This window comes from Nucisporomicrobium flavum, from assembly GCF_016464385.1.
Taxonomy (GTDB): Bacteria; Actinomycetota; Actinomycetes; order Mycobacteriales; family Micromonosporaceae; genus Actinoplanes; species Actinoplanes flavus_A.
The window spans coordinates 91,360-117,151 of record NZ_JADMLH010000023.1 but is presented as its reverse complement, the minus strand read 5'-3'; the positions used below and the strand labels follow the sequence as shown (position 1 = coordinate 117,151).

23 protein-coding genes and 1 pseudogene are annotated in these 25,792 nt (G+C 64.2%); 10 read left to right on the top strand and 14 right to left on the bottom strand.

Going from position 1 to position 25,792, the window contains the following annotated elements:
- Positions 1-347: pseudogene (locus tag IT780_RS36385) on the top strand (CBM96 family carbohydrate-binding protein); the annotation flags it as partial.
- 136 nt (positions 348-483) lie between these two features.
- A complete protein-coding gene (locus IT780_RS36380) occupies positions 484-909 on the top strand; it encodes a hypothetical protein (RefSeq protein ID WP_199516395.1) in 426 nt (141 codons plus the stop codon).
- Between the two features lie 130 nt (positions 910-1,039).
- Here the strand turns inward: IT780_RS36380 and IT780_RS36375 are convergent, their stop codons facing one another.
- From IT780_RS36375 to IT780_RS36360, 4 genes are read right to left on the bottom strand one after another with little or no spacing between them, the layout of a single operon-like run.
- Positions 1,040-3,202, bottom strand: coding sequence for an ATP-binding protein (locus IT780_RS36375; protein WP_199516394.1), 2,163 nt, complete (start codon positions 3,200-3,202; stop codon positions 1,040-1,042).
- Positions 3,195-3,767 (bottom strand): GNAT family N-acetyltransferase, encoded by a 573-nt coding sequence (locus IT780_RS36370; protein ID WP_199516393.1) that lies wholly within the window; start codon positions 3,765-3,767, stop codon positions 3,195-3,197. The genes IT780_RS36375 and IT780_RS36370 overlap by 8 nt, the downstream gene beginning before the upstream one ends.
- Positions 3,764-4,303: a DUF6879 family protein gene (locus IT780_RS36365; protein WP_199516392.1), complete on the bottom strand. Its 540-nt coding sequence runs from the start codon at positions 4,301-4,303 to the stop codon at positions 3,764-3,766. Before IT780_RS36365 ends, IT780_RS36370 begins: the two co-directional genes overlap by 4 nt.
- 1 nt (position 4,304) lies before the next feature.
- On the bottom strand, positions 4,305-4,508 hold the full coding sequence (locus IT780_RS36360; RefSeq protein ID WP_199516391.1) for a hypothetical protein: 204 nt from the start codon (positions 4,506-4,508) through the stop codon (positions 4,305-4,307).
- A gap of 222 nt (positions 4,509-4,730) precedes the next feature.
- Here IT780_RS36360 and IT780_RS36355 point away from each other — a divergent pair, with 222 nt between their 5' ends.
- Positions 4,731-5,135 carry a hypothetical protein gene (locus IT780_RS36355; RefSeq protein ID WP_199516390.1) on the top strand — a complete coding sequence of 135 codons (405 nt, stop codon included), beginning with the start codon at positions 4,731-4,733 and terminating at the stop codon, positions 5,133-5,135.
- Between the two features lie 146 nt (positions 5,136-5,281).
- Here IT780_RS36355 and IT780_RS36350 read toward each other — a convergent pair whose 3' ends face one another.
- Positions 5,282-5,899 (bottom strand): hypothetical protein, encoded by a 618-nt coding sequence (locus IT780_RS36350; protein ID WP_199516389.1) that lies wholly within the window; start codon positions 5,897-5,899, stop codon positions 5,282-5,284.
- A 578-nt stretch (positions 5,900-6,477) separates the two neighbouring features.
- On the opposite strand from IT780_RS36350, the gene IT780_RS36345 reads away from it, so the two are divergent.
- Positions 6,478-8,079 (top strand): tyrosine-protein kinase domain-containing protein, encoded by a 1,602-nt coding sequence (locus IT780_RS36345; protein WP_199516388.1) that lies wholly within the window; start codon positions 6,478-6,480, stop codon positions 8,077-8,079.
- On the opposite strand, the gene IT780_RS36340 is transcribed toward IT780_RS36345, so the two are convergent.
- A complete protein-coding gene (locus IT780_RS36340) occupies positions 8,063-8,644 on the bottom strand; it encodes an arsenate reductase/protein-tyrosine-phosphatase family protein (RefSeq protein ID WP_233414070.1) in 582 nt (193 codons plus the stop codon). The genes IT780_RS36345 and IT780_RS36340 overlap by 17 nt on opposite strands.
- Before the next feature lie 42 nt (positions 8,645-8,686).
- Between IT780_RS36340 and IT780_RS36335 the strand changes: the two genes are divergently transcribed.
- The 5 genes from IT780_RS36335 to IT780_RS36315 all read left to right on the top strand — a co-directional run bounded on the left by IT780_RS36335 (position 8,687) and on the right by IT780_RS36315 (position 12,544).
- Positions 8,687-9,814: a DegT/DnrJ/EryC1/StrS family aminotransferase gene (locus tag IT780_RS36335; protein ID WP_199516387.1), complete on the top strand. Its 1,128-nt coding sequence runs from the start codon at positions 8,687-8,689 to the stop codon at positions 9,812-9,814.
- Positions 9,814-10,458 (top strand): sugar transferase, encoded by a 645-nt coding sequence (locus IT780_RS36330; RefSeq protein ID WP_199516386.1) that lies wholly within the window; start codon positions 9,814-9,816, stop codon positions 10,456-10,458. The genes IT780_RS36335 and IT780_RS36330 overlap by 1 nt, the downstream gene beginning before the upstream one ends.
- The gene (locus IT780_RS36325) at positions 10,451-11,092 is read left to right on the top strand and encodes a NeuD/PglB/VioB family sugar acetyltransferase (protein WP_199516385.1); all 642 of its coding nucleotides are present in this window, start codon (positions 10,451-10,453) and stop codon (positions 11,090-11,092) included. The genes IT780_RS36330 and IT780_RS36325 overlap by 8 nt, the downstream gene beginning before the upstream one ends.
- Before the next feature lie 232 nt (positions 11,093-11,324).
- Positions 11,325-12,074 (top strand): helix-turn-helix domain-containing protein, encoded by a 750-nt coding sequence (locus IT780_RS36320; RefSeq protein ID WP_199516384.1) that lies wholly within the window; start codon positions 11,325-11,327, stop codon positions 12,072-12,074.
- Positions 12,071-12,544, top strand: a complete 474-nt coding sequence (locus IT780_RS36315; protein WP_199516383.1) for an NUDIX domain-containing protein — start codon at positions 12,071-12,073, stop codon at positions 12,542-12,544. The genes IT780_RS36320 and IT780_RS36315 overlap by 4 nt, the downstream gene beginning before the upstream one ends.
- A gap of 106 nt (positions 12,545-12,650) precedes the next feature.
- On the opposite strand, the gene IT780_RS36310 is transcribed toward IT780_RS36315, so the two are convergent.
- The 8 genes from IT780_RS36310 to IT780_RS36275 form a co-directional block, all read right to left on the bottom strand.
- Entirely contained in the window at positions 12,651-13,856 is a 1,206-nt protein-coding gene (locus IT780_RS36310) for a hypothetical protein (RefSeq protein WP_199516382.1), read from the bottom strand.
- Positions 13,857-13,975: 119 nt separating this feature from the next.
- Positions 13,976-15,154: a polysaccharide pyruvyl transferase family protein gene (locus IT780_RS43560; protein ID WP_199516381.1), complete on the bottom strand. Its 1,179-nt coding sequence runs from the start codon at positions 15,152-15,154 to the stop codon at positions 13,976-13,978.
- 1,253 nt (positions 15,155-16,407) lie between these two features.
- The gene (locus tag IT780_RS36300; protein WP_199516380.1) at positions 16,408-17,604 is read right to left on the bottom strand and encodes a glycosyltransferase family 4 protein; all 1,197 of its coding nucleotides are present in this window, start codon (positions 17,602-17,604) and stop codon (positions 16,408-16,410) included.
- A gap of 2 nt (positions 17,605-17,606) precedes the next feature.
- The gene (locus IT780_RS36295; RefSeq protein ID WP_199516379.1) at positions 17,607-18,236 is read right to left on the bottom strand and encodes a glycosyltransferase; all 630 of its coding nucleotides are present in this window, start codon (positions 18,234-18,236) and stop codon (positions 17,607-17,609) included.
- A 548-nt stretch (positions 18,237-18,784) separates the two neighbouring features.
- Positions 18,785-19,912: a non-hydrolyzing UDP-N-acetylglucosamine 2-epimerase gene (gene wecB, locus IT780_RS36290; RefSeq protein WP_199516378.1), complete on the bottom strand. Its 1,128-nt coding sequence runs from the start codon at positions 19,910-19,912 to the stop codon at positions 18,785-18,787.
- Positions 19,909-21,153 carry a glycosyltransferase family 4 protein gene (locus tag IT780_RS36285; RefSeq protein ID WP_199516377.1) on the bottom strand — a complete coding sequence of 415 codons (1,245 nt, stop codon included), beginning with the start codon at positions 21,151-21,153 and terminating at the stop codon, positions 19,909-19,911. The genes wecB and IT780_RS36285 overlap by 4 nt, the downstream gene beginning before the upstream one ends.
- A complete protein-coding gene (locus tag IT780_RS36280; RefSeq protein ID WP_199516376.1) occupies positions 21,150-22,235 on the bottom strand; it encodes a polysaccharide biosynthesis C-terminal domain-containing protein in 1,086 nt (361 codons plus the stop codon). Before IT780_RS36280 ends, IT780_RS36285 begins: the two co-directional genes overlap by 4 nt.
- Positions 22,232-23,281: a polysaccharide biosynthesis protein gene (locus tag IT780_RS36275; protein ID WP_307831566.1), complete on the bottom strand. Its 1,050-nt coding sequence runs from the start codon at positions 23,279-23,281 to the stop codon at positions 22,232-22,234. Before IT780_RS36275 ends, IT780_RS36280 begins: the two co-directional genes overlap by 4 nt.
- A 458-nt stretch (positions 23,282-23,739) precedes the next feature.
- Between IT780_RS36275 and IT780_RS36270 the strand changes: the two genes are divergently transcribed.
- Positions 23,740-25,479 carry a DUF4012 domain-containing protein gene (locus tag IT780_RS36270; RefSeq protein ID WP_199516375.1) on the top strand — a complete coding sequence of 580 codons (1,740 nt, stop codon included), beginning with the start codon at positions 23,740-23,742 and terminating at the stop codon, positions 25,477-25,479.
- Positions 25,480-25,792 lie beyond the last annotated feature (313 nt).

Sequence of the window (25,792 nt, the reverse complement as noted above, 5' to 3'; positions counted from 1 at the left end):
AGAAGGGCTATTACCACTACGGGATGTTCGCTGACCTGCTCGACCGCAAGCCGGCCAACGGGATGAACTTCTATGACTGGGCGACGACCAAGCACGCGAGCAAGCCGTTGATGGTTGCTGAGTGGGGCGTGTACCACCGGGTCGGCAAGGTGACGGACAAGACTGCCGGGTTCAAGAGCGTGCTGCCGGAGCTGGCCAAGCGTCCGAACATCAAGGCGATCGTGTACTTCGACACCTCGCACGACGACCAGGGCGACCGCGACATCAGCATCGACAGCACGAAGGCCAACCTGGCCGCGTTCCGTACGCTGGCCGCCAACCCGGTCTTCAACGTCACGCTGCGCTGATTCCCCACACCGACCACCCGAGCCGCCCGGCAGACCTCTGCCGGGCGGCTCGTTCGTGTGCACCCCTGGAGGGGTGTGAAACGGACTTAATGGGCAAAATAGCCCTGTCCGATTCCAGTGCTGAGAGGGAGTCTTCATGGCCATCAACGCGAACCGACTGCGCCGCCGGATGCTGGGTGGGGTGGGCGCCGTTCTCGCGGCCAGCTCGATGATGCTCGCCGGCGTGTCCGCCCCGGCGTACGCGGCGAACCCGTACACCGCGAAGGGCGTCTGCGGCAGCGGCTACAAGGTCCAGCGCTCGCACGCGCTGCCCGGAGCCACGACCTACCAGCTCTACAACGGTACGACGACCTGCGTCGTGACCCTGAAGACCGCGTCGCTGGGCAAGGCCACGAAGGTGACCGCCGGGCTGCAGGTCAAGGGTGGCTCCTGGGCGTACGACACGGGCGCGTACACGTACTACGCCGGGCCGGTGAAGCAGCGGAGCAAGGGCAAGTGCGTCCGCTACTTCGGCTACTCCAAGGGAACCAACTTCACCAGCACCTGGGCCAACTGCGGGTAAGCGAGCCTGCGTCGCGGCCCGCGAGACGTTCCCTGGCCCGTCGCCTTACCGTTCGTGAGAAGAACCCGTCTCGGCGCAAGCCGGGACGGGTTCTTCTTTGTTGGTTGATGCAGAAAGTGGTTGGTCGAGGTCAGGACGGCAAGGATGCGATCTTCGCGGCGAGGGACCCCGCCTCAGGATCGTCGAGATTCGTGAGCAGGTCGTGGGCGAGCTGCCAGCTGGAGCGCGCCGCAGCGAGCTGGTCGGTGGCGAGGTACGAGGTCCCGATGTCGCGAAGCGCGAAGCTGAGGTGCCGATGGTCCTTGAGGCCCTCGAAGATCTCGATGGCCGCCTTGAAGTCCTCGATGGCCTGGAGATGCCGGCCCTGAGCGGCGTGCACGCGGCCGATCTGGTTCGACACCATGCCGGGGATCCAGGGGTTTGCGATCCGCTCACACACCTGAAGCGCCTCACCGTACTTCGCCAGGGCTTCGTCCAGGCGGCCGAGGCCGCTCAGGCCGTTGCCGATGCTCAGCAGGCTCATCGCCTCACCGCGCGTCTCGCCGATCAGCCGGAAGACTCCGAGAGCTTCCTCGGAACGCGCCGTCGCTTCGGCGAAATTGCCCAGATCCTGGTGTACGAGACCACTACCTCTGAGCGCGAAACCCTCGGTCCACCTGTCGTGAGCGTCCCGACTGGCCGCCACGGAACTTTGGTACGTGGATAACGCATCATTCAGGCGTCCGCGGAACCAGTACGCGTCACCCAGCAGCATCAAGACGAAGCCCTCGGCGGCTCTGTCCCGAAGGCGCCTCGTCGCAGCGACCGCCTTCTCATGACTCAGGATCCAGTCGGTCCGGTATGAGAGGCGCTCCAGAAAAGCCATGCACGACACGGCAATTTTCCACACCAGGTCGTCGAACCGTAGATCCTCGGCCATGGTGATCGCAGCCATCAGGTTCGCATGCTGGCTTTCGCACCACTTGAGCGCCGAAGCTTGATCGGTGAACACGGGCAGCGTCGCCGCGTCCCGGCCGAACTCGACCTGTGCGAAGAGCCGACCCTGCGGCAGGATGGCCCGGTAGCTCTCGTAGGCAGCCGCGAAGAACCAGTCCAGCAGGCGGCGGCTGGCAGCCAGGCGTTGCGCCTCCGGCTCCTCGGTCTCGAAGCGTTCGACGGCGTACGCGCGGAGCAGGTCGTGGATCCGGAACCTGTCGGCATCGGTACGGACCAGCAGGTGAATGTCCGAGAGAGCACTGAGGCTTCGTCGTGCTTCGTCAACGGGCAGTTGAGCCAGCGCGGCGACTGCGGGAGTGTCGATGTCAGGCGGGATGTGGGCGCCCAACAGCCGGAACACGCGTGCGGCATCGCCGGGAAGCGCCTGGTATGACCAGGAGAAAACCGCACGTATCTCGGACAGGTCATCGTCCACAGCGAAGGCATCGAGCCGCCTTCGCTGGGACGCCAGCTGGTCCGCCAGCTCGCCGAGCGCCATACCAGGTTCCGCGCCGGCCTTCTCGGCGACTATGCGCAGGGCGAGCGGAAGGTACGCGCATTGCTCGGCAAGGAACCTCGCACCCTCAGGGTCTGCCCGGATGCGGTCCGAGCCCAAAATTTCCCCCAGCAAGGTGACCGCCTCGTCAGGGGTAAGAGCATCAAGAACCATACGGCCGGCTCCCTCCCGGATGACCAAGCCTGACAGTCGGCTGCGACTCGTGATCACCACAACGCAAGATCGTGTTCCCGGCAGCAGCGGGCGTACCTGCTCCGCGTTGGACGCGTTGTCCAGCAGCACCAGCATCCGCCGTCCATCGAGCAGAGAGCGGTAGAGCGCCGCCTGCTCATCGAGGTTCGCCGGAATGCGGCTGGCCGGAACGTCGAGGGCGCGCAGGAATGATTCGAGCACCTGCTGAGGCGGGGTGGGCAGGGCGGCGTCGTATCCACGCAGGTTGACGAACAGGTCACCGTCCGGGAATCTGTTGCGCGCGTGATGAGCCCAGTGCACCGCCAGAGCGGTTTTTCCTACACCGGCCGGTCCGGAGAGAGCCGATATGACGACCGCGGAGTTCTCCGCACCAGAGGCGCCAAGCGATCGATCCAGAGCGGCGTCCAACCTGCGCAGGTCGAACGTACGGTTGACGAAGGCGGGCACCGACGGTGGTAGCTGCCGCGGCCGCGGAGAGCCGAGCTTGCGCGGCATCTGCAGATTGAAGGTGCCGCCCACAGTGCCAGCCTGAACGACTGTATCGGCCCGCCCGGAGAAGTCGTTCCGCAGCGGCGGTGTGACTGGCGATCCAGTGTCGAAGTCAGTCATCTGAAGCCTCGCCGCTGCCAAACTTTCTTCTGAACTCGGTGTCCAGAATGCCCATGACGACCACGTCGCAGTAACGGCCTTGAAAGAACTCCTGCTCTCGGAGGCGTCCCTCGTCGACGAATCCAAGCGACCCGTGCAAGGCGATCGATGCATGGTTGAAGTCGTAGATCGAAACCGTGCACTTGTGATAACGGCGCTCGTCGAACATGTACCGAAGCAACAGCACGGCTGCCTCAGAGGGGAAGCCTTGCCGCTGGTGCGACCTCTCGATCGCCACGCCGTACTCAAAGCTGCCGGCTCTCGGGTCGACCTTTCGGGTGGAGCAAGCGCCGACGAGAATGCGCTGGTCGTTCCGCTCGATACCGAGCGCGAGAGTGTCTCCGCGCGGGAAATTATCGGCGACTTCGGTGGCCTCGCGCCGGTACGCCTCGTCGGATTTCGGTGGCTCGATCATGTACACGCTGCGTGAATCCTGAGAGCTGGCGTTGAAGCGCCTGTAATACTCCCAGTCAGCGCCGGACATTGCGCGCAGGGTGATGAGTTCTGCGGTCCAGACAGAGGTCACCTATGCCCAATTTTCTGATTGTTCATGATGGACAGGTACGCCTGGTATGAAAGTGCGTTTCGCCACGCCACTTCGCGGGCCGAAGCGTACGGTGCCACTTTTACCGGATCGGTAATCGGTTTCGTCCCACTGAACTGATCGTCGTCATTGAAGTTCAGGATGAGGACAGCGCGAGCGTCAAAGAGCCAGAAGTCTTCGTTCGGGAGCGCGAGTTCCTCTGCGGCGCCTCGCGGCAGATAGCGAATGTCTTCTCCCGCCTCGAGGTTGTAGGGCGTGACGGACAACTCGAAGCGCAGGAAGTTGCTTGGAGGTTCGTCGACGACCCGTACCCGCTCGATCCTCCTACCGGCTGCGGTCTTCTCTCGGACGCCGCCGAGCCAGTCGCTCAGCCAATCGGCTCCTGGATCGTCGCCGGCTAGAAATGTCTGGAAGGCGGCGTCTTCCGACGGGATGCCGTACGACCTCCGGACCTCCAATCTGAAGGCGGCTGTGCGGAAGTGTTCCATGAGATATTCGAATGACGTCGGGTCTTCCACTTCACTCCTTGTGGGGAAGGTTGCTCAGCAACTGTCGCGGCACGCGGACGATGCTCTCGCCTGCGGGCACGACGCCGATCTCGCCCATGGTGCCGGAGTCCTCGACCACGAATCCTTGGACGATGAAGTCGCCGGATTCGGTCTCGTAGACGGTGGGGCAGGTCCCACCGTTGCACCCGGTCGTGCTGACAACCTTCAATGTCATTGCCGGCTCCTCGCGCAGGGCTGACAGGTATCGATAAGAACTCCCTAAGTCACCGCGTGAGAGGATGTCAAGGTTCCGGTGTTTGTTTGCGGCCAGTAGCCACATTGGACTGCTGATCTTTTACCCTAGCGAGTGGTCTGCTGGCGGATGCCGTCTGGGTGGTGTGGGCTTGGTAGGGTGTATGGACATCTCGCCGTGGGAGTTCAGACGTGGGAGAAGTTCATGGACCCGGCGCTGCTGGCAGCGATTACTTCCGCGGTGACTGCCACTGCTGCGGCCGCGGGAACGGACGCCTGGAAAGCCTTTCGCACACTTGTTGATCGCGCGACGGTCGGCCGGCAAGATCGACCACAAATCCTGGCCCAATGTGAGACAGAGATCGTTGGTGAAGAGGCGACACGCGTCATCTCGGCCGTCTTGGCGGGCCAGGCCGAGAGTGATCCGGTTTTCGACGCCGACGTGAGAACGTGGCTGAAATCCGCCTCGTCGACGAGTGACGTTCACAATGTGGTGAGTGGATCGGCGCAGGTGAGCGGTCCAGTATTGCAGGGTCGAGACTTCAGCGGCACGTTCCATTTCGGCCCGGCTCCCGAGCCGCGAGGCAGCATCGGACCCGCGTCGAGCTGATTCGAGCCCACGTCGCCACGCGCAGCTGACGTGCCTGGCCGGCAGGAAATCGCGGCGACCGAGCCGGACGGTGACAGGCCGGAGGAACGCCACTGGCCCGCAACCCCGGGTGGGATGCGGGCCAGCTTGCTGCTCAGCTGAGGGTGTCAGCTGACCTTGCGCCGACGCATGGTGCGGCGGGTGATGACCGTGCTGCCGGCCAGGGCCAGCACGCCCAGGCCCGCGGCTGCGAGCCAGGCGCCGTTCGGCTGCGACTCACTGCCGTTGACCGACACGGGCGTGTTCTGTACGCCCGTGGTGGCGCCGGTCGTGAAGGACGCGCGGCGGATGGTCCAGCCGCCGCCCTTCTTCTTGTCGATCACGTAGACCGCTGCCGAAGCGCTCTTCTTGGAGCTCTTGCCCTTGGCCGTGATGCAGAGCATGCCGGCGGCGAAGGTCTTCACGTTGTACGTGAACTTGCCCTTCTTGTCGGCGTACACGGAGGTCGTCTTGACGGTCCGCCAGCGGTTCGAGTTCTTCGGGCGGAAGGTGATGGTGATGGACACCTTCTCCTTGCCCTTGTACTGGCGGCCGGTGGCCTTGACGACCACGCCGTACTTGACGACGCCCTTGTTGACCACCAGCGACGGCGGCGGCGGGGGGTACTGGCCATAGCCACCAGGCGTGGCCGACGCCGCGGTCGCCGTGAAGGCCGTCAGCCCCATGGTCAGCGCCAGGGCGGCGAAGACCGAGGTGAGAAACGCGATAGCCCGATTGCGGCTCATAGCTGCCTCTTCCGAATGATGTAGTAACGCTCAACGTTCAACGGGCTCGAGCCCGTACTCGTTGCGATGTCAGCCGTTCGAGTGCACCGGGAAAGCTCATGTCCCCCGATCAACTCCGGTGCCGGGCCTCACCCCCCCTCCCGGTCGAGGGGACGTACCGCCGGCCGCCCACCGGCGGGACAGAAGATCGGCGCCGGATATCGGTTCATCACCATTCCGGACACGACCGAATGCCGATCACCGGCCACGGTGATCGGCTGTTCGTCAAAGCGCAGGTCACACACGGGTGTCAATCGGTTGCGTGTGGCCACAACGGCCCTGACCAGCGGTTTTGCCTGGCCTCAGCGGCGCTGGCAAATTCATGCTGCCTCTTATGGGTGAATCCCGGAATCCGTCGGAGTTTCTGCGCGGCAAACCATCATCGGAAGCGCTATGGGGCGTTAACCGTGATGAGCCCCGGTTGTGCACGCGGGTTCGTACGGGACAACGCGCAACCGATGACCCCACACATGCGCAGTTCGGCCGGTTCCGGCTGACCGGACGGCGGATACCGGGACACGAATAGAGGAGGCAACCGGATGGACCTGCGCGATTACCTGCGCGCCGTACGGAAGAGATGGTGGCTGGTCGCAGGGGCAATCGCGGTGTCGGTCGGTGTGGCGGTCACCGTCACCCTCCTCACCCCGCCGAAGTACGCGGCGTCGGTCACGTTCTTCGTGAGCACCCGCGGCACCGAGGTGACGCAGGCGTTCCAGGGCGGGCAGTTCGCGCAGCAGCGGGTGAAGTCGTACGTGGACGTGCTCACGAGCAACCGGCTGGCGCAAGCGATCGCCGTGCAGGAGTCCACGGGCCTGACCGCCGAGGAGATCCAAGGCGAGGTCACCGCGCAGGTCGTGCCGGACACCGTCCTCGTCGAGGCCACCGTGACGGACACCGACCGGGCCCGGGCGCTGCGCCTGGCCCAGCGGCTGGCCGCCCAGTTCCCCGAGCTGATCAGCAAACTCGAGACCCCGCCCGGCTCGAAGACATCCACGGTCGGCGTACAGATCATCGCGGAGCCGAAGCTGGCCGATGCGCCCGTGTCGCCTCAGCCCGTACGCAATGTGGGGTTGGCCGTTGCCCTTGGTCTGATCATCGGTGTCGGCGCGGCGGCCCTGCGGGAATCGCTGGACAGCACGATCCGTACGCCGGAAGCACTGCACGACGCGGCGTCGGCGCCGGTGCTCAGCGCCATCCCGTTCGACCGCAAGGCGGAGAAGGCCCCGCTGATCACCGAGGGCAGCGCGCAGTCGACCCGCGCCGAGGCGATGCGCCAGCTGCGCACCAACCTCCAGTTCGTCAACGTGGACCGGCCGCTGCGCAGCCTCGTCGTGAGCAGCGCGCTGCCCGGCGAAGGCAAGTCCACGACCGTGTGCAACCTCGGCATCGCATTCGCCGAGGCCGGCAAGCGGGTCATCATCATCGACGCCGACCTGCGCCGCCCGCGCATCGCCGAGTACCTCGGCCTGGAAGGCGCCGTCGGCCTCACCAACGTGCTCGCCGGCCAGGCGAAAGTCCGCGACGTGGTGCAGTCGTGGGGCAAGAGCGGCCTGTGGGTGCTGCCCAGCGGCTACGTCCCGCCGAACCCCAGCGAGCTGCTCGGCTCGGGCAACATGGCCGACCTGCTGACCGCACTGGGCACGGCCTTCGACGTCATCCTCATCGACACGCCGCCCCTGCTGCCGGTCACCGACGCCGCGGTGATGTCGACGCTGGCGGACGGCTGCCTCCTGGTCTCCCGCCACGCCAAGACCACGGTCTCGCAAGCCGCCACGGCAGCGGCCGCGCTGGCCAAGGTCAGCGCCAAGCTGCACGGCTGCGTCCTGAACATGACGCCGGCCAAGAGCGCCGGCTCGTACGCCTACTACAGCTACACGACCGAGACGTCCGAGGCGCCCGAGGCCGTGGCCGCGCCCACCCCGCGCGTGCCGGCACCGGCGACCAACCAGCCGCTGCCCGCCTCACCGTTCCGGCGGGACTACAACCCCATCCCGGTCCGAACCGAGGTCAGGCCGTCACGGCATCAGCGCACAGTGGACGCCATCGACACCCCCACGACCGACCTGAGCATCTACCGCAAGGTCGAGGACGGTCACTACGAGGGCACGGCCGCCGTACCCCCGATCAAGCGGCACCGATGACCCCGACGATCGTCCGCAACGACCCCCAAACATCTTCCGCGCAGACGCGGAAGGCGTCGATCGGCTGGTTCACCGGGTCGGGAAGATCATCCGCATCCCCGGGTACGCCCGGAGCAAGGTGCCGGCTGGCATTGACCTCGCCCACCAGCCGCCGCAGCCGACCGGGAACCGTGCCGTCGGTGATGGGCGGCACCGCAGCGGCGAAGCGAGCGAACTGCCGCAGCGTGAAAATGCGACGGACGGCGCTCGGCTCGAGCGTGAGGCAGGCCGACCGCTGGTCCCGCGTGGCGGTCAACACCAGGTCGGCGCCCCGCAAGATCGCGGCATTGACCGTACGGCTGACGAAGCCTTCCGCATCGACGCCGCACTCAGCCAGCACCTGGGCGCTGCCACGGTGCATGGGCGAGCCATCGTACGCCCTCGTGCCGGCGCTCGCCGTGACGACTTCGGCCGCTGCAGTGCCGAACGCGTCGTCGAAAGCACGGCGCGCAAGCCGCTCCGCCAAAGGTGAGCGGCACAGGTTCGCATGGCACACGAAAAGCATTCCGAATCGATCGGCCGTCAACGGCTTCCCCTTCTCTGAGCGCTCCGGAAAGGATGCACCACGATGACCGGACGAATCCTCCTGTCCGCCCCCGACGTCGGTGAACTCGAGGAGGCATACGTCGTCGAGGCCCTCCGCTCCGGATGGGTCGCCCCGGCCGGCCCCGCGGTCGACGCCTTCGAACGCGAGGTCGCCGCCCGCGCCGGAGTCGCCCATGCCGTCGCGGTCAGCTCCGGCACGGCCGGCCTCCACCTCGCGCTCCTCGCGTGCGGCGCCAGCGCAGGTCAGGCGGTCATCGTCCCCACGCTGACGTTCGCCGCCACCGCCAACGCAGTCGCGTATACCGGGGCGGACCCAGTCTTCGTGGACTGCGATCCGCAGACCGGCAACATCGACCCGGTTCTGGTCGCGCAAACCATCGCGGAGCTCCGCGCCGAAGGCCGGACCATCGGTGCGGTCATGCCGGTCGACCTGTTCGGCACCTGCGCCGACTACAACGAGCTAATCCCTTTGTGTGACCAGTTCGGCGTACCCCTCATCGAAGACGCGGCCGAATCTCTCGGCTCCTCCTATCGGGGTCGACCGGCCGGCTCATTCGGCGCAGCCGGCGTGATTTCCTTCAACGGCAACAAGATAATGACAACGTCCGGCGGCGGAATGCTGCTGTCGGACAACCGCGCGCTGATCGAGCGCTGCCGGCACCTGTCCACCCAGGCCAGGCAACCGGTCCCGCACTACCAGCACGAGGAGATCGGCTACAACTACCGGCTCAGCAACCTCCTGGCCGCCCTCGGCCGGGCCCAACTGAGCCGCCTGGACGAGATGATCGCCCGCCGCCGCGCCCTGCGAGACGCGTACGCGAAGGTCTTCGCCAGCGTTGATGGTGTTGAGCTGCTGGGCGCGGACGACGAGGCCAACTGCTGGCTCACCAGCATCGTCGTCGACCCCTCGAGGGCCGGATGGCAAGCCTCGGACCTGGCCCAGCACCTGGCCGGCCAGAACATCGAAACCCGGCCGGTCTTCAAACCCATGCACCTCCAGCCGGTCTTCGCCGGGGCGCGGGCCGTCCTGAGCGGGGCGTCGGAGCGGCTGTTCGAGCAGGGCCTCACGCTTCCCAGCGGCTCGGTCCTGACCGAGCACGACCGGCAGCGAATCCTCGAGACCATCACGGAGTTCCTGGGGAGGAACTGATGATCGACCGCGTACGCCTGCACGACCGGATCCAGCGAACGGTCGACATCGTGGTCTCGCTGGCGATGCTGACGCTGACCGCGCCGCTCATCCTGGCGGTGGCGGTTCTGGTCGCCTGGCGGCTGGGGACGCCGGTCTTCTTCCGCCAGGCACGGCCTGGCCTGCATGGCCGGGTCTTCACGATGGTCAAGTTCCGGACCATGCGGGATGTGGATCATGCCCGTGGGCTGATTACTGACGCTGACCGGATGACTCGGCTGGGGCGGATTCTGCGGGCTACCAGCGTGGATGAGCTGCCGACCTTCATCAACATCTTGAAGGGCGACATGAGCTTGGTCGGGCCTCGACCGTTGCTCGTGCGGTATCTCGATCTCTACACGCCTACGCAGGCTCGCCGACATGAGGTGCGGCCTGGGCTGACGGGGCTGGCTCAGGTGCGGGGCCGGAACTCCCTGTCCTGGGAGGACAAGTTCGACCTCGACGTCTGGTACGTCGACCACCGGACGTTGCGGCTGAACCTCCGGATCATGGTCGAGACCTTCACGACCGTTCTTCGCCGAGATGGGATCGCGGCGGAGGGAGAGGTCACCATGCCGGAGTTCACGGGAAGCCGGGGACGGTTCCGCGGGGTGGCTCGTGTCTGAGCCGTTGGTCATTGTGGGGTGCGGCGGTCACGGCCGCGAGATCTACGGCGTCGTGCAGGCGATCAACGAGGTGTCGGGGGAGCCGTGGAAGGTCCTCGGCTTCGTGGACGACTCGCCCAGTGAGGTCAATCTTGGCCGGCTCGAGCGGCTAGGAGTTCCGTTTCTAGGGGATGTCGGGCAGCTCGCCGGGATGCCCGACGAGGTTCGATACGTCATCGGGATCGGGGATCCTCGGGTGCGTGCGAAGGTTGCCGCAAAGATTGGCGCCTCGCGGGGCGCTACCGCACCGCTGATCCATCCGGATGCGACCGTCGGGCTGGGCAATGACTTCGCCGAAGGTGTGGTGCTATTCGCGGGTGCCCGCGTGACGACCAACGTGACGCTCGGACGCCACGTCCACCTCAACCAGAACGCGACGGTGGGGCATGACAGTGAGCTGGGCGACTTCGTCCAGGTCAATCCACTGGCGGCGGTGTCTGGGGATTGCCGGCTGGGGGAGCGGGTCCTGATCGGTACCACAGCGGCGGTGCTTCAGGGCCTGGCTCTGGGAGCCGGCGCGACGGTTGGTGCCGGGGCATGCGTGGTCAGACCGGTGCCGAGCGACACGATCGTGAAGGGCGTACCGGCCCGCTGAGGCAAGCCGCTCAATTCATGTGAGGGTGAGGGGCACCGAGCCAACCATGCAGCCGAAGTATTTCCGGTGCGGCCTGCAACTGCGCGCCCCTCACCCTCGGTGGCACCCACCGGCAGGGCATCTATTCACCAACCTACGAAGAGCACACCGGCACAGGAACGTCCCGGATACCGTCTGTGCGGACACTTCAATGACCTTTTAGCGTCCCTCAAAGGTCCACTACCGTGCCTCTATGAGCCAGCGACTTCGCAGCGCCTTGCTACGCAAGAACCTCGACCCGTCCGGGCTCGCTGCCGCCGTCGGCGTTGACACCAAGACCGTCACCCGCTGGCTCTCCGGCCGCGTGCCCCGACAGCGCACCCGCCTGGCTGTCGCAGACGTGCTGGGCGAATCTGAAACCGACCTGTGGCCGCAAACCCGCCCCGATCAGGCACCCGGCGCCGATGCCACAGCCGAGGTCGTCGGCGCCTGGGGGCACCGCGCTGACATCCCCCAGAGCTTGTGGACCGCACTGCTGTCCGGCGCGACCGAACGGATCGACATCCTCGGCTACGCCTACCCGTTCGTGTTGGAACTGCTGCCCGACACCATGCAGCGGCTGACCGACAAAGCCGCCGCCGGAGCCCGCATCCGCCTCGCCTTCGCCGACCCCGACAGCGCGCACGTGGTCGAACGGGACGCCCTGGAACAGATCGGCGGGACTCTGCCCGGCCGGATCCGCAACGCGCTCAACTTCTGCGAACCATTGCATCAAGTGGACGGCATCGCGATCGGGCTGCATGCGGTGCACCTGTACAACTCGGTGTTCCGCTTCGACAACCAGATGATCGTCACGCCGCATCTGTATCGCGCCCGCGGGTACCAACACCCCGCGCTGCATCTGCGCGAACTATCGCCGTACGGCATCTTCGCCTCGTTCGCCGACCAGTTCGAACAGGTCTGGCAGACCACTACCGCCTACCCGCCGGAGGCGGCATCGTGAGCAGCCGGCGCGACTACTACCACGATCCGGCCGCACCGCGAGCCAACAGCCTCGTGCCCGGAGGTTCCGCACTGGTCGTCGACGACCAAGGCCGAGTGCTGCTACAACGCCGCGCCGACTCCGGGAACTGGGCGCTGCCCGGCGGCACAATGGACATCGGCGAGACCCTCAGCGAATGCGTGGTGCGAGAGGTCAAGGAGGAGACTGGCCTGGAGATCGAGATCGCCGGACTGCTCGGCATCTACACCGACCCGCAGCACGTGATCGCCTACGCCGACGGCGAAGTCCGCCAAGAATTCAACATCACGTTGTACGGCAGAGCCATTGGTGGCGCCCTGGCCGTCAGCGACGAGTCCACCGACGTGCGGTTCGTTGACCCATCCGAGTTCAGCCGCATCCCCATCCACGACACGGTCCGACTACGGCTCCGTCACCACGTCGAACACCGCGCAACACCTCATATCGGATGATCTCTAACTCTGGGAAGGGAACAATCGTCCGAGAAGAAGCGGTTAGGTGGTAGGGCGAATCGGTGTTCGCCGGTTCACCGGGGTCGGCGGACGAAAGGACAATATGTTAACAGGCTGTCCGCCCAAGCTTAGCCGCTCTGATTGCGTTAGAGCGCATACTGCGCCGACGTAGGACTATGAGTGCAACGAGAATCGGGCCTGCTGACACCATGCTTTGTATGAAGGCAGCGATCGAGTCTGGGTATGTGTTTGTCCATCCAAGAGGCCCGGCGATCGCTAGACTCAGGATGCATAATTTGACCGCTCCGGGGCCAGGATTTCCGGTTCTTAGGAGCAGCAGGACGATGAATGACCACAACGCGAAAAAAAGGACCACGCCGTCGGGTCCGTCGAGGAAATATATCGTTCCCAGCGGCAAGAACGTATACGACGAGGTCTCATCGCCGCCGAGATAGCTATTAATGCGAGCACCAGTAGAGAGAAGCGGCCGGTCTGCGTCCAGGAAGCGAGGGATAAGGCCGTACCTCAACATCTCGTCGACCCCAGGCCGGCCCGGCACGGGAGCAGGAACCTTGAACTTGGCCACACCGGCGATCTGTAAGTCAAACCTGAGTCGGTCCTCAGCAGACACGTCCTCAGAGACGGCAACGCCACCCTTCTCGCGGATCTCATTCCGTATTGCGAAGACCGTAGGCCAAACGAGGAGTATAACAACTACTCCGATCATCATGAACCGTAGGCGCACCACGCCCAACAGCAAGCCGAATAGTCCGACGAAAGTAAGGAACCCAATAACAGGTTGAGTTCGCGCGGTGAGGGCGGTGACGAAAACTTGACATGCTACCAACGCTATTAGCCATCGATATACAGAATTGCGGGGAGCCGACTTTCCTAGCGCCACAGACATGAGCAGGCCCACCGCCACGTACTTCCAGCTCGACAATAGCGATGTCGCGCTTACTACAGGAGAGCTGGCAGCTTGTCCAGAGACCTGCGTAAATACCGTACCGCCTCCGAACCATGCATTCGCCGCATCAGCCGCGATGCTCACCGAGCAAACCGCCCGCGCTACTGTCATTGCTTGGCCATACTTGCCGTTTGCGGACGTCGCGTCCATGGCGCTTCTGTAAGGCGAGCGTACAAGAAAGAAGACGGTCTCCAATCCGGTAGCCCCTAATACAGCAAGGCCAACGAGCCAGAAGAGGAATGACGTCTCCGGATTCTTGTACATAAGTGCTTGAGGAAGAATTAGCGCGACGTAAGGAGCCAGCATCACGACGGTGACTGGGTAACGTTGGAGAAGCTTGGTCATAGGTCGCTGAAGTGCGGCGTGGTCGTCCGCCGCAGAGCCCCATAAGCGAATACCGGCAAGTTGACTCACAGCTACTCCGTTTTCAGGCGACCCGTGACGTGACCGAGTGGCGTCTGGGTTCAGGAGGACGGGGAGGAAATGGCCTGGCTGGCTCGCTGTTTGACGTTCCAAGCTAGGCTAAGGCCCTGATATTTGAGAGAGCCGACAGAATTCAATGTGGTTCTCGACCGTCCAACGTGCCCTTCGTCTATGGCGTTCAGCCAGTCGTAAACTACGCGCCGGGAAGGCGGCACGGAGGGGTCATCCGCGATCGGCCTCAGCTTGGTGTCAAGGACTTCGAGACCCCGGTATGGCTTTCCGAACATACTGGCCGTTTTAGGCGCGTAGAAAATCGGATACATTGGAACGTCGGCGGCGCCCCACACTGCACTTGAATGGAGCTTCATCGATATTGCAACGCTGCAGGCGTTCATGTCCCTTATGAAATCTACAATCTCGGCGCCGCGATACTTACGCAAGGTCGTACGCCTGTGGCGCAGATGAGCCATCACCGCTTCGGTGAATGGGACATCAGGGCCTCGGTCTCCTGGCGCTTCTAGAACGTAAAAATTGATCGAATCCACGTCTTCACGTGTTGCAACGTTATCTATGTGCGCAGCCAGCGTGCTTGGCCCTAATCCGGGCCAGGCACGGACCGCGACGCCAAGTCGGCGGGCGGTATTGTCGTGTTGAGAAGAATGAACGAGACCGAATTGTCGAAGAAACGCTGCATCTACAAAATCGTGACAACGTTGGGCCTCCCAACCGAGTCTCGTCCGCGCGTATTCGATCGACTCAGCATCCCGAAGGTAGCAGTCAGTAAAAGGTGATCCTAGACTCCTTAACTTAGCTTGCCACTTCCGCGTGAGTGGACCGATTCCGATTCCGACTGCAAGAACCGGAATCAAAGGCTTCGTGCGTGGCAAGTACCTAAGCCAATGATACGGCCTGTACGGATGGTGGCTTGTCTCGAAAAGGCCTCCGCCCCCAAAGAGTACGACATCGCAATCCGAGAACAGCCGAGCGTCTTGCTGAGAGCCCGGGAGATCTCGACTGCTTCGTTTGGCATGCGGCGAGAGATCGGTGCCCAATTGGGTGGAGATCGAGGGCCAGTCGAGCCGGTATCCGTAGCCCGTGAAAGAGATTTCAGAGTCGGTGAGAGCGGACGTAATTGCTTGACTAATTGCGATCAAAATCAAGTCGTCGCCGAAGTTTCCGGCTTCTCCTAGGCCGACTACTCCGACCCTTCGGACTGTCATGCGTGCCTTCCTTCGCTAAGGATTCTCGTATAGCTCCACCACCAGACCAAAGCACCTACGGCTGCCGTGGCAGCCATGGCTATGCTTGCCCCTAATGCACCTGCAACGACACCGCTGATCGCGATCGCAGTAATTCGAGCGGGGGCAATGCACAGCCGGACGATGAGTGTTCGTCGGCTGGCCGCCTCAATTCGATGGCCAGCAAAAGCAACGGCACTGACCGCGGCGAGGATTACTTCGAGGGCGAGCGCTGGAATCAAAGGTGCAGCGAATTGCCAACTTATCCCTGCGATCTGGTATCCAAGGAAATCTGGCAGAAAAATTAGGCCACCCGCGATTGGAACGATCGGGGTTATAAGCAAACAGGTGGCTGTCAAGGCCGCTCGAAGCCTTGCCTGTGGCGGCGCATCGCGGACGCGTGCGAGATATGGAATAAGCAAGCCCCGGGCCGTGCCTAAAAGCAGAGTAATCGGACCGAGCAGAGTGCCTGCGGCCCGCAAAGCGCCCACGGTGACCGTACCAGCAACAGAAGCTAGGATTGCGGTAGTCAGCTGTGCGGAGCCGGCTCCTGCGAGGTAGTCGACTCCGAAGCTTACCGAGGTGCTCGTGTTGTCTTCAGTTTGTGGCCAACCCGGCTTGAGGGAGAAACCGATTCTGTGTGCGCTCGCACATCCAGCGACACACCCAACCAGCGACCAGGCAATGAACACCCCAATACCTGTAACGTAGCCAGTGAATGTTAGCCCAGAAAACGTGAGGACTACTGCTGTCCACACGGACTCTTGGGTCAGAGCAACACGTGCTTCACCAGTGGCTAGGCTCATAGCCTTGACATAGTCATATAGGACAAGCCCTGGGAGACAGAGGCCGAGCGTAAAGAAGAACGTCGACCTGCCCCATAAAGCCATGGCAACAAGAAGCGCACCGCCGACTGCACCTATCAGGAGAGCGCGTCGTGCACCTGCATGCTGCTGCGGCCGACAGGCCCGTCGGGCGAGGAGCGACTCTGCGACCAGGGCTTGTGCTAGTCCAACTGCGAGCGTGTAGACCGAAAACGCCACCGCAAATTTGCCGAGGTCATTGGTAGAGCTGCTGCGCGCGATAGCGATAGCGAGAACAAGGTTGCCGATGCTTGATAGCACGTTAGTGAGCAGCGCCGTCCGAGCGCGCCAGGAGCTGGCGAGCCTGCGAATCTCGGCGAGTGCAATCATGCGACAGGTAACATTTGGCGAAGGTTCGAGAAAATCAGGAGACTACGCATTGAGCAGGCTGTCGTACGTGCGCGTGAACGCCCTCAGAGTTGCGTCCGACGAGAATAGCTGAACGCAACGCTCACGCGCCATCCCGCTCATTTTTTCTCCATCAACCTCGAGGACTTCCTGGATGCGCCTAGCAATACCGCAAACGACGGCATCCTCGGAAGTCTGCTGCACCAGGTGGCCAGTGAGCTCTGGTTCCACCATTTCTCTCGCGCCATGGGTTTCAGTAGAGACCACCGGAAGTCCGCTTGCCATCGCCTCCAATGCGGACAGCCCCAATCCTTCCTCGTGTGAGCCCTGAATGAAGACGGACGCGGAGCGATAGAGATTGGGAAGTTCGGTGGGATGAACGTCGGCTCGAACTAAAACATGGGGTCCCATTCCCAGTGCTTCAATCTGTGCTCGAAGGTCATCCGGAAAAGGTCCACGGCCGGCGAGTACCAACCCGGGTGCGCCTTTAAGGCTGCGCCGAACCTTCGAGTATGCGTTCAGAAGGCGGTCTAGACCTTTGCGGGGATCACTCAAACGGCAAACCGAGAGAATTGGCCCACTCTTCTGCCATCCCGCTGGATGAGGTGCGAAAGTCGACACATCCACACCGGGTGGGGCGATCATCACCTTACTTTGGCCAGCGGCCTGGACGTATTCCAGCATCGATGAGTTCTCGACTAGAACGGTGGATGCCATACGAACCGCGGAATCCTCGATGCGAGTCGTTGCGGCAGTCATGCTTCGGCGCCAGGGTCGGGAAAGGCCGTTCCATGAACCGATCTGTGACTTGCGCTCCCAGACGGCCCTGGTTGCGACTTGTAGAACGACCGGCACATCGACCTTCGCCGCAACTGCCCCCCATGCAGGCGAGCCGGCGACCACCTGAACTAGATCGAATCGGTTGAGTTTCGCTGTCAGTTCTTTGCGCGGCCTGTAGCGCATGAACTCGAGCTCGACGCTGTTGGCTCCCCAATGGCGTTCCTCGGCTTCGGATGACTGGATGCCTTGGAGGCTCTGACGCATCCATGATCGAGGACGGGCAAGACGGCGGCTGAGGCCGTCGTTGCTCGAGGTCGCGAGGTCGTAGATCTCGACGCTGTAATGGCCGGTAGCTTCGAGTGAATCTCGCAGCCACCTCGCTACCGAAGGTACGCCACCGCCTAAGCGGTAGCCGTGCGTGAGTAGGGCGACCTTCGTCATAATTAGGAGGAAAATCCTTTGCTGTTCAAGCGCCGGACTGCGCGCTCAAGGATATTTACGTCGTTCGTGTGGTGCCGCCATCGCCGGTATGAATCGCCGACTCGAATTCGAAGATCGCGTCTTTCGTCCGCCGTCATCCGGGAAAAGCGTTGAATTTCCTTCGATAGCAAATCTGCGCTGGGGCTACTCAACGCGATTCCTCCTCCGCCCGAAAGGACGTCACTCCACGGAGTTTTGTCGGAGCAGATGACGGCGCAGGATGCAGAGAGGCTTTCTGCTATTACGTGTCCGAAATTCTCACCCAAAGTTGGGAAGATGAACAAATCGTACTTCGTGAACGTTTCCCGGACGGCTCCCGCTGGAAGTACCCCCCGGTAGCATACATCGATGTTGATCGGTATACCCTGAATGATTTCTAGGCATTTATTCCAGTACGCCTCGTCCTCGATTGGTCCGTATATTGAGAATGTTATCGGATCAGTGCACAGAGACAGGGCTCTCAGCGTGGTGTGAAGATTCTTCATCGGAGATATTCGGCTGATGAAGACGGCTTTTAGCGGCGCTTCCGGCATGCTTTCGGGTATTGCGGGTTCGAGCGGTAGATCAATTTGATCCTCGACGACCTCGATCATTGCTTTCGGCCATACTCGCCGAATGTCTGCTGCCTCCAGGTCGGTCGAGGCGTGCCACAGAACCGCGTCGGACCTTAGCAAAGGCTTCCATACCGCTAAGAATGATCTTTTTTTTCTTCTCTTGAGTCCGAGTGCCCCAGGCGAAAGTTCCCCGCGTGGCGCGAGTAGGATCCGTCGGACAGGGATTAAGCCCAATCTCGCTGCCAGAATGGGAAGGACCGAAAAGTGCGGCTCCCACAAACTGTTGCAATATATAAACGTGAATCGCTGTCGCTGGATCTGCTTTATGAGCTTAAACCATTGTCGCACGCTCGACGTATTGAGATAAAATACTTTTGTCGATCCGCGCGAGACCCACTTTCCGCTGAGTCCACTGTATGGCGTTGGTGAACCCAGATCTCGATCGCGCGTCAAGGTCTTGATCGTTATGTGGCTTCCGGCGGTGTCTATGATTCGCGAGATCGAACGAACCGGTCCGCCGGCGCGATTTCCGGGCTCAAAATACGCGGTTGTCAATAACACATTGCAGGAGTTCTCGCGTGTGTTGCTCATCGTTTTCCGCGCCTAATGCCCTGCCAGTGGTGGTGTCGTCGCACTGTCGACAAAATGAAGTGCAGCACTCGCCCAGAGGTATTGTCGACTTCATAATCTGCGGGAGGGTTGGGGATTGAGTCCGACTCTGTAATCGTAGCAATGGCCTCGATTAAACCGGAAGCTTCAAGGCCGGTCATGACGATTGATCCAGCGTCCAGAGCCTCGGGGCGTTCGATTGAGTCCCGAAGCGTTATTGCAGGAAAGCGGAGAATAGCCGACTCTTCGCTGACAGTGCCGCTGTCCGATAGGGTGCACTTGGCCTTCGTCTGAAGGTGCACGTAGTCGAAGAATCCGAATGGCTCGTGGAAGACGATGTTCTCCATCGAGGCCGGGTCGTCGGTCCGTTCCTCAAGCCGCTTACGCGTCCGGGGATGGGTCGACACCAGGACCGGCAGACCCCACCGGTCGCGGACCGCCCGCAGGCAGTCGAGCAGTTGCCCAAGGCGTTGCGGGTCGTCGACGTTCTCCTCGCGGTGGGCACTTACCAGGAAGTACTCGCCGGCCGTCAGGTCCAGCCGCTCAAGCACGTTGCTGGCCTCGATCTTCGGCCGGTAGTGCTCCAGGACCTCGCGCATCGGCGAGCCGGTGTGCATGATCCGCCGCGGATGAAGGCCTTCGGCCAGCAAGTTCCGCCGGGCGTGCTCGGTGTAGACGAGGTTGAAGTCGCTGACGTGGTCGACCATTCGCCGGTTGGTCTCCTCCGGCACGTTCAGGTCGAAGCACCGGTTGCCGGCCTCCATGTGATAGACCGGCACCTTCATTCGCCGGGCCATCAAGGCCGCGATGCAGCTGTTCGTGTCGCCCAGGACCAGGAGCGCGTCGGGCTGCTCCTCCTTGATGGCCTCCTCGACGCCGGCCAGCACGCCACCGAGGACCCGGCCGAGCGACGAGGTGTCGACGCCGAGGAAGCGGTCCGGCTTGCGGAGTTCGAGTTCTTCGAAGAAGACGTCGCTGAGCATGTGGTCCCAGTTCTGGCCGGTGTGGACCAGGACGTGGTCGACGGTTTCGTCGAGTCGGCTGATGACCCGGGAGAGGCGGATGATCTCCGGGCGGGTGCCGACGACGGTCATCACCTTGGTCATGGCTTTCGCTTTCCGGTTGCGGCGGCCTCGGTCAGCATTTCTTCGAGCTGGTCGATGCCGGCTTGGCGGGACATCCGGGTCTGGTAGACCGTGCGGGCGCGACGGGCCATCTGGGCGCGCTCGTCGGCGGGGAGCTTTGCGGCCTGGCGGAAGCGGTCCGCGAGGAGCCGCCAGTCGTCCGGCGGGCAGGCGAGACCGACGCCGTTGGTCTCCACGAACGATGCGCAGTCCCCGGGTACGGAGACCACGACGGGCGAGCCGCAGGCCAACGCTGACTGGAGTTTCGACGGGATCGTGCCCTGGAAGATCGGCAGATTGCGGAGGCTGACGAGCTGGAAGTCTGCGGCTCCGTAGAGGGCTGCCATGTCGGCGATCGGGCGGCGGCCGAGGAAGCGGATGTTGTCCGCTCGCAGCTCGGTGGCGAGGTCGCGGGCCGCCTGTTCCTCGGTGCCGGAGCCGGCCAGGACCAGGTCGATCTCGCCGCTGGCGGAGAGGCTGGCCGCTGCTCGTACGGCCCCTTCGATGTTCTGGAACGGGCCCATGGTGCCCGAGTACATGATCGTGCAACGGTCGCGATAGCCGATGTCCTGCCGCGCGGCGGGCGTCGCGGCGACCGGGTGGAACAGGCTCTCGTCGGCCCAGTTGAGGATGACCCGGGTGGTGGCCGGATCTGCTCCGCGGTCGACGACCATCTCGCGCATGGTCGGGGCGATCACCGCAACGCCGGACGCCGCGCGGTAGATGCGACGCATGACGGTGTGGAGGGTGCGTTCGACCGTACGGCCGACCGGGCCGGACGGCGCCATCGAGGACGAGGTGACCGACTCCGGCCAGATGTCCTGCACGTGGATGACCGTCGGGATTCCGCGCAGGGCCTTCAGCAGGGCGGGCGCGGCGAAGACGGTCGCCGGCGTCAGGTAGACGTAGACGACGTCGGCGTCGCCGAGGAAACGCATGGCCGCCGAGCTTGTCGCCGCATAGGAAAGGTAGTTGGCCGCCCGGCGGAGGCCGGACGAGTCGTGGTTCGCGTAAAGCGGTACGCGCCGGATGGCCACGCCGGCCTCGTGCGACCGCTCGTTCCAGCGCTGTCGGTAACCGGGGTAGATCTTGCCGTCCGGATAGTTCGGGAAGCCAGTGAGAACGCGGACCTCGTGACCTCGGGCGACCAGGTCCTCGGCGAGATTGCCCGGGATGACGACCGGTTCGGGGGCGTACCACTGGGAGACGATGCCGATCTTCATTCGACCGGCTCCGCGTACGTGTCCGGGTTGGCCGGGTCGAAGAGGTCGTTCGACCAGAACAGCGTGGTCAGCTCGCCGTCGCCGACGTTGGTGATGTTGTGGGCCCACATGGTCGGCATGTCGACCACCGCCGGCTCCTTGCCGGAGACTCGGAAGCGCAGCACGTCATCGTGCAGGACCCGTCGCAGGCAGATCTCCGCCTCGCCGCGCACGACGACGAAGCGTTCGACCTTCGCCAAGTGGAAGTGCTGGCCGCGGGTGACGCCCGGCACGGTCGACGAGCAGAAGGTCTGGCCGCCACCGCCGTGCACCTTGACCGTCTCGACGAGGCTGCCCCGGGCGTCCGCGTGACGGGTGAGGCCGTACGGCGCCGGCGCGAGGTGGGATCGGTACGTGTTGAAGAGGCGTACGTCGAAGCGGTCCGCGAGCTCGGGGATCTCGGCGGTCCGGTAGGTCGAGGCGAAGCGACCCAGCTGGTCGGCCAGCTGCCGGACGGTGCGGCGCACCGTCGGCTGATCGTCGGTCGTGCCCAGCAGGATCGCGGCCGCGTCCGTGGCGTGCAGCAGGTCGAGCTCTCGGTCGCCGCTGACTTGCGGCGTCCCGCCGTCAGCCAGGACGCGGCAGAAGGTGGCGACGACCGAGTTGTAGTGGGGGCGGCCGTGTTCGCCGAAGAGGTTGGGCAGCAGCACGTCGACGAAGTCCGAGCCGAGCCAGCGGGTGGTCTCGGAGAGCAGGACCGCTGCGGCTGCCTTGCCGTCACCGTACGGCGTGTTGTTGCCGGCCTGGATGGAGTTGGCGAACACCACCGCCTTTGGTGGGGTGCTGCAGGCCCGGAGTCCGGCGCAGAGCTGGCGGGACAGCTCGATGTTGCCCGCGGCGACCTCGTCGGGTTCGCCGCGGTTGATGCCGGCGATGTGGATTACGCGGTCGGTGCCGTCGAGGGCGTCCGCGAGGCGGGCCGGGCTGGCGAGCGTCGACCGGTCGATGGTGGTCGGTTCCGGCAGGCCGAGGCTGCGGGCGAGGACGCGGACGTGCCAGCCCAGGAAGCCGCCCGCGCCGGTCAGGACGAGGGATGCGGTCATGCCGTCACCGATTCCGGGAGGCGGTCGGCGGCGGCCAGCTGGGCGCGGACCTCGGGGAGGCCGAGCAGTACGGACTCGATCTCCGGCACGGTCAGGCGGGGCGCGTTGGACGAGTTGAAGTCGAAGACCTGCTCCCGCTCGACGTCGCCCTCCTCGAAGTAGAGGGCGTAGTTGAGGTCGCGGGTGTCGAGGGGTACGCGGAAGAAATCGCCGAAGTCCTGGGCGTGCTCGAGCTCCTCGCGGCTGGCCAGGGTCTCCGCCATTTTCTCGCCGTGGCGGACGCCGAGGATGTTCATCTTGAACGGGACGCCGAACAGGTTGCAGAGGGCTTCGCCGAGGTCCGCGATGGTCGAGGCGGCCGCCTTGCGGATGAAGATGTCGCCCGGGGTGGCGTGGGTGAACGCGTGCTCGACGAGGTCCACCGATTCGGCCAGCGACATGAGGAAGCGGGTCATCTTCGGCTCGGTGACCGTGATCGGCTGGCCGGCGCGGATCTGCTCGATGAAGAGCGGGATCACCGATCCGCGGGAGTACATGACGTTTCCGTAACGCACGCAGGAGACGTTGGTGGCGCCGTTGGGGTTGTTGCGGGCGTGGGCCTGGGCCACCTTCTCCATCAACGCCTTGCTGATGCCCATGGCGTTGATGGGCTGCACGGCCTTGTCGGTGCTGAGGAAGACCGCCGAGGTGACGCCGTTCCGCTCGCAGGCCTCGATGACGTTGGCGCTGCCGAGCACGTTCGTCTTGACCGCCTCGAGCGGGAAGAACTCGCAGGACGGCACCTGCTTGAGGGCGGCTGCGTGGAAGACGTACTGCACGCCGCGAGCCGCCTTGGTGACCGACTCCAGGTCGCGGACGTCACCGACGTAGAACCGCACCCGGTCGTCGCGGAGCCGGCGGCGGAGGTCGTCCTGTTTCGCCTCGTCCCTGCTGAAGACCCGCACTTCGGCCGCACCGGCGGCGAGCAGACGGGCCACCATGGTCTGGCCGAACGACCCGGTGCCGCCGGTGATCAGAAAGTGTTGGTCCTTGAGCGAGGGCAGCAAAGGGTCCTCCGAGCATCGCTGAGAGACGATCGATTCACCCGGGGTCAACGACGGGTCCGCACCCGGGTGTCGGACTGCGCACGAAGGATTCGGCCGTCTTGGGCGTTGGCCTGGAATTCACTACAAGGGGGTAAGCCGAACACCCCCGGACCCGGTGTTCCGTTAGTCAGGGATGGCCGAAGTTCGGACACTCCCGGCGGTGATTGCTTGCGTCGGGAATTTTCGGCTCGTTAATCAGTCTGCGACCGCCTGTCGGCGCTTCACTTTTTTCTTGAGGAATCTTTCGCGTGCCCAACGAAGATCAGTCATCGCCGCCGAGCGGTCCGGATCGGTACTCCTTCACGCCGCCGCCCGAGGCCGAGTCGCACATTGAATTCAAGAAAGTGCGGCGGGCGTCCGACGGTGCGACCGCGCCTCGGCCGAAGCAGCGGCGTCCGGGCCGGCGCAAGGCGATCATTTTGACCGCGGCCGGGCTGGTCGTCGTGCTGGCCCTCGGTGTCGGCTGGGTCGGCATTCAAGGGGTGCGGGCGAAGGGTCACCTGCAGACCGCCGCCGGGCTGTTCGTGCAGATGCAGCAGCAGATCCGGGCGGGCGAGGTGAGCGCGGCGAAGGGCACGTTGGCTGCTCTTCAGCTGGAGACGAAGGCGGCGCGGGACGAGACCGACGGGTTCGGGTGGTCGATCGCAGGGAAGACGCCGCTGCTCGGGGATGATCTGACTGCTGTGCGTACGGTGGCGAAGGTCTTGGATGACCTTGCCGTCGACGGCCTGCCGGCGCTTCTCGACGTGGCGTCCGGGCTGGACCCGAAGGTGTTGGCACCGCGCGACGGGCGGGTCGACCTGGCGTCGCTGTCCACCGCCGCGCCGAAGATCGCGTCCGGGCTGACGGTCATCAAGCACGCTCGGGCCGAGGTGGACGGCATCGACTCCGACGGGCTGATGGACCAGGTGGGCGCGGCGGTCGGGCAATTGTCCGATGGGTTGGCCAAGGCCGACCAGCTGGTCTCCACGGCGGATCGTGCCGCGCGTCTCCTGCCGCGGATGCTGGGGGCCCAGGGGCCGCGGAACTACCTGGTGCTGTTTCAGAACAACGCGGAGATCCGGGCGACCGGTGGCATGCCGGGTGCGTACATCGTCGTGCATGCCGACGGCGGTGCCGTCACTATTACCGACCAGGGCACGGCGGCCAGCGACCTCAAGGTGTTCGACCCGCCGGTGCAGCAGCTGGAGCCGGACCTGACCGCGCTCTACACCGACCGGCCGGCGGTCTTCCCGGCCGACGTGAACCTCACGCCGGACTTCCCGACCGCGGCCGGGCTCATGCGGGCGATGTACCGCAAGCGGTCCGGCGTCACCGTCGACGGCGTACTCGCCACCGATCCCGTGGCGCTGTCGTACCTGCTCAAGGCGACCGGCGCGGTGAAGATGCCCGAGGGGGAGCCGCTCACGGCGGACAACGCGGTGCGGGTGCTGCTGTCGGAGGCGTACGCGAAATATCCGAACCCGGCCGACCAGGACAAGTACTTCGCCAAGGCGGCTCGGGCGACCTTTGAGGCCCTGATCAAGGGGCAGGGTGACGCCAAGGGCATGGTCACGCAGTTGGCGCGGGCCGCTGGTGAGCGCCGCCTGCTGATGTGGTCGGCCGACCAGGCCGAGGAGACCGCCCTGACCGGGACCGTGCTGGAAGGTCGCCTGCCCACCGATCAGGCAAGCCGGCCGACGGTCGGGGTTTTCCTCAACGACGGCACCGGCGCGAAGCTGGACTACTACCTCTCGCACGCGGCCGAGCTGTCGGTCGGGGATTGCGACGAGGAGGGCGGCCGCGAGTTCCATCTCAAGCTGACCCTCGGGTCGACCGCGCCGACGGCGAACCTGCCGGATTACGTGACGGGGCTTGCTCTTACGGGGGACAAGTACACCTCCCGGACGAACGTGATGATCTTCAGCCCTACGGGTGGTGGCGTCGTCGAGGCGACCTCGGACGGCAAGGAGGTGCCGTTCGGCACCGGCCTGGAACGCGACCGGGTCGTCGCCGTGTTCACCGTGGAACTGCCGCCCGGCACTACGAAGACGTACGACGTGACGATTCAGCCCGGGGCCGCACCGGAGGACGGCGATGCGGTGCGTCCGGAGCTCTGGACCACGCCCGGCGTCCGTCCGTGGCAGGCGTCCGTGCAGCCGGGAGTTGCCTGCTCCTAGCATGGGAAAGCGTTGATGAAATGCCTCGCCGCGTCGCGCGGCGAGGCATTTGCCATTCACGCTCAAGGACTAATCCGTATCCGCCGGACGGTCACCGTGTCCCGGCCGATCTGCGCATATGTCCGAGCCGTCCACGCGCGTTGTCTCTATCGGATCGGTCGCCTCGCACCGGACCTCGAGAAACGCCCGTCCGCTTTTCATGTTCGTCAGCGGTGCGGAGTCCCGTCGAAAGTCGAAAACTTCTCTGAAGAGGCCGTATGTCATTCGCAACGCGGATTCGGCAGTCTGAACACCCGGCACCACGCACCCGAGT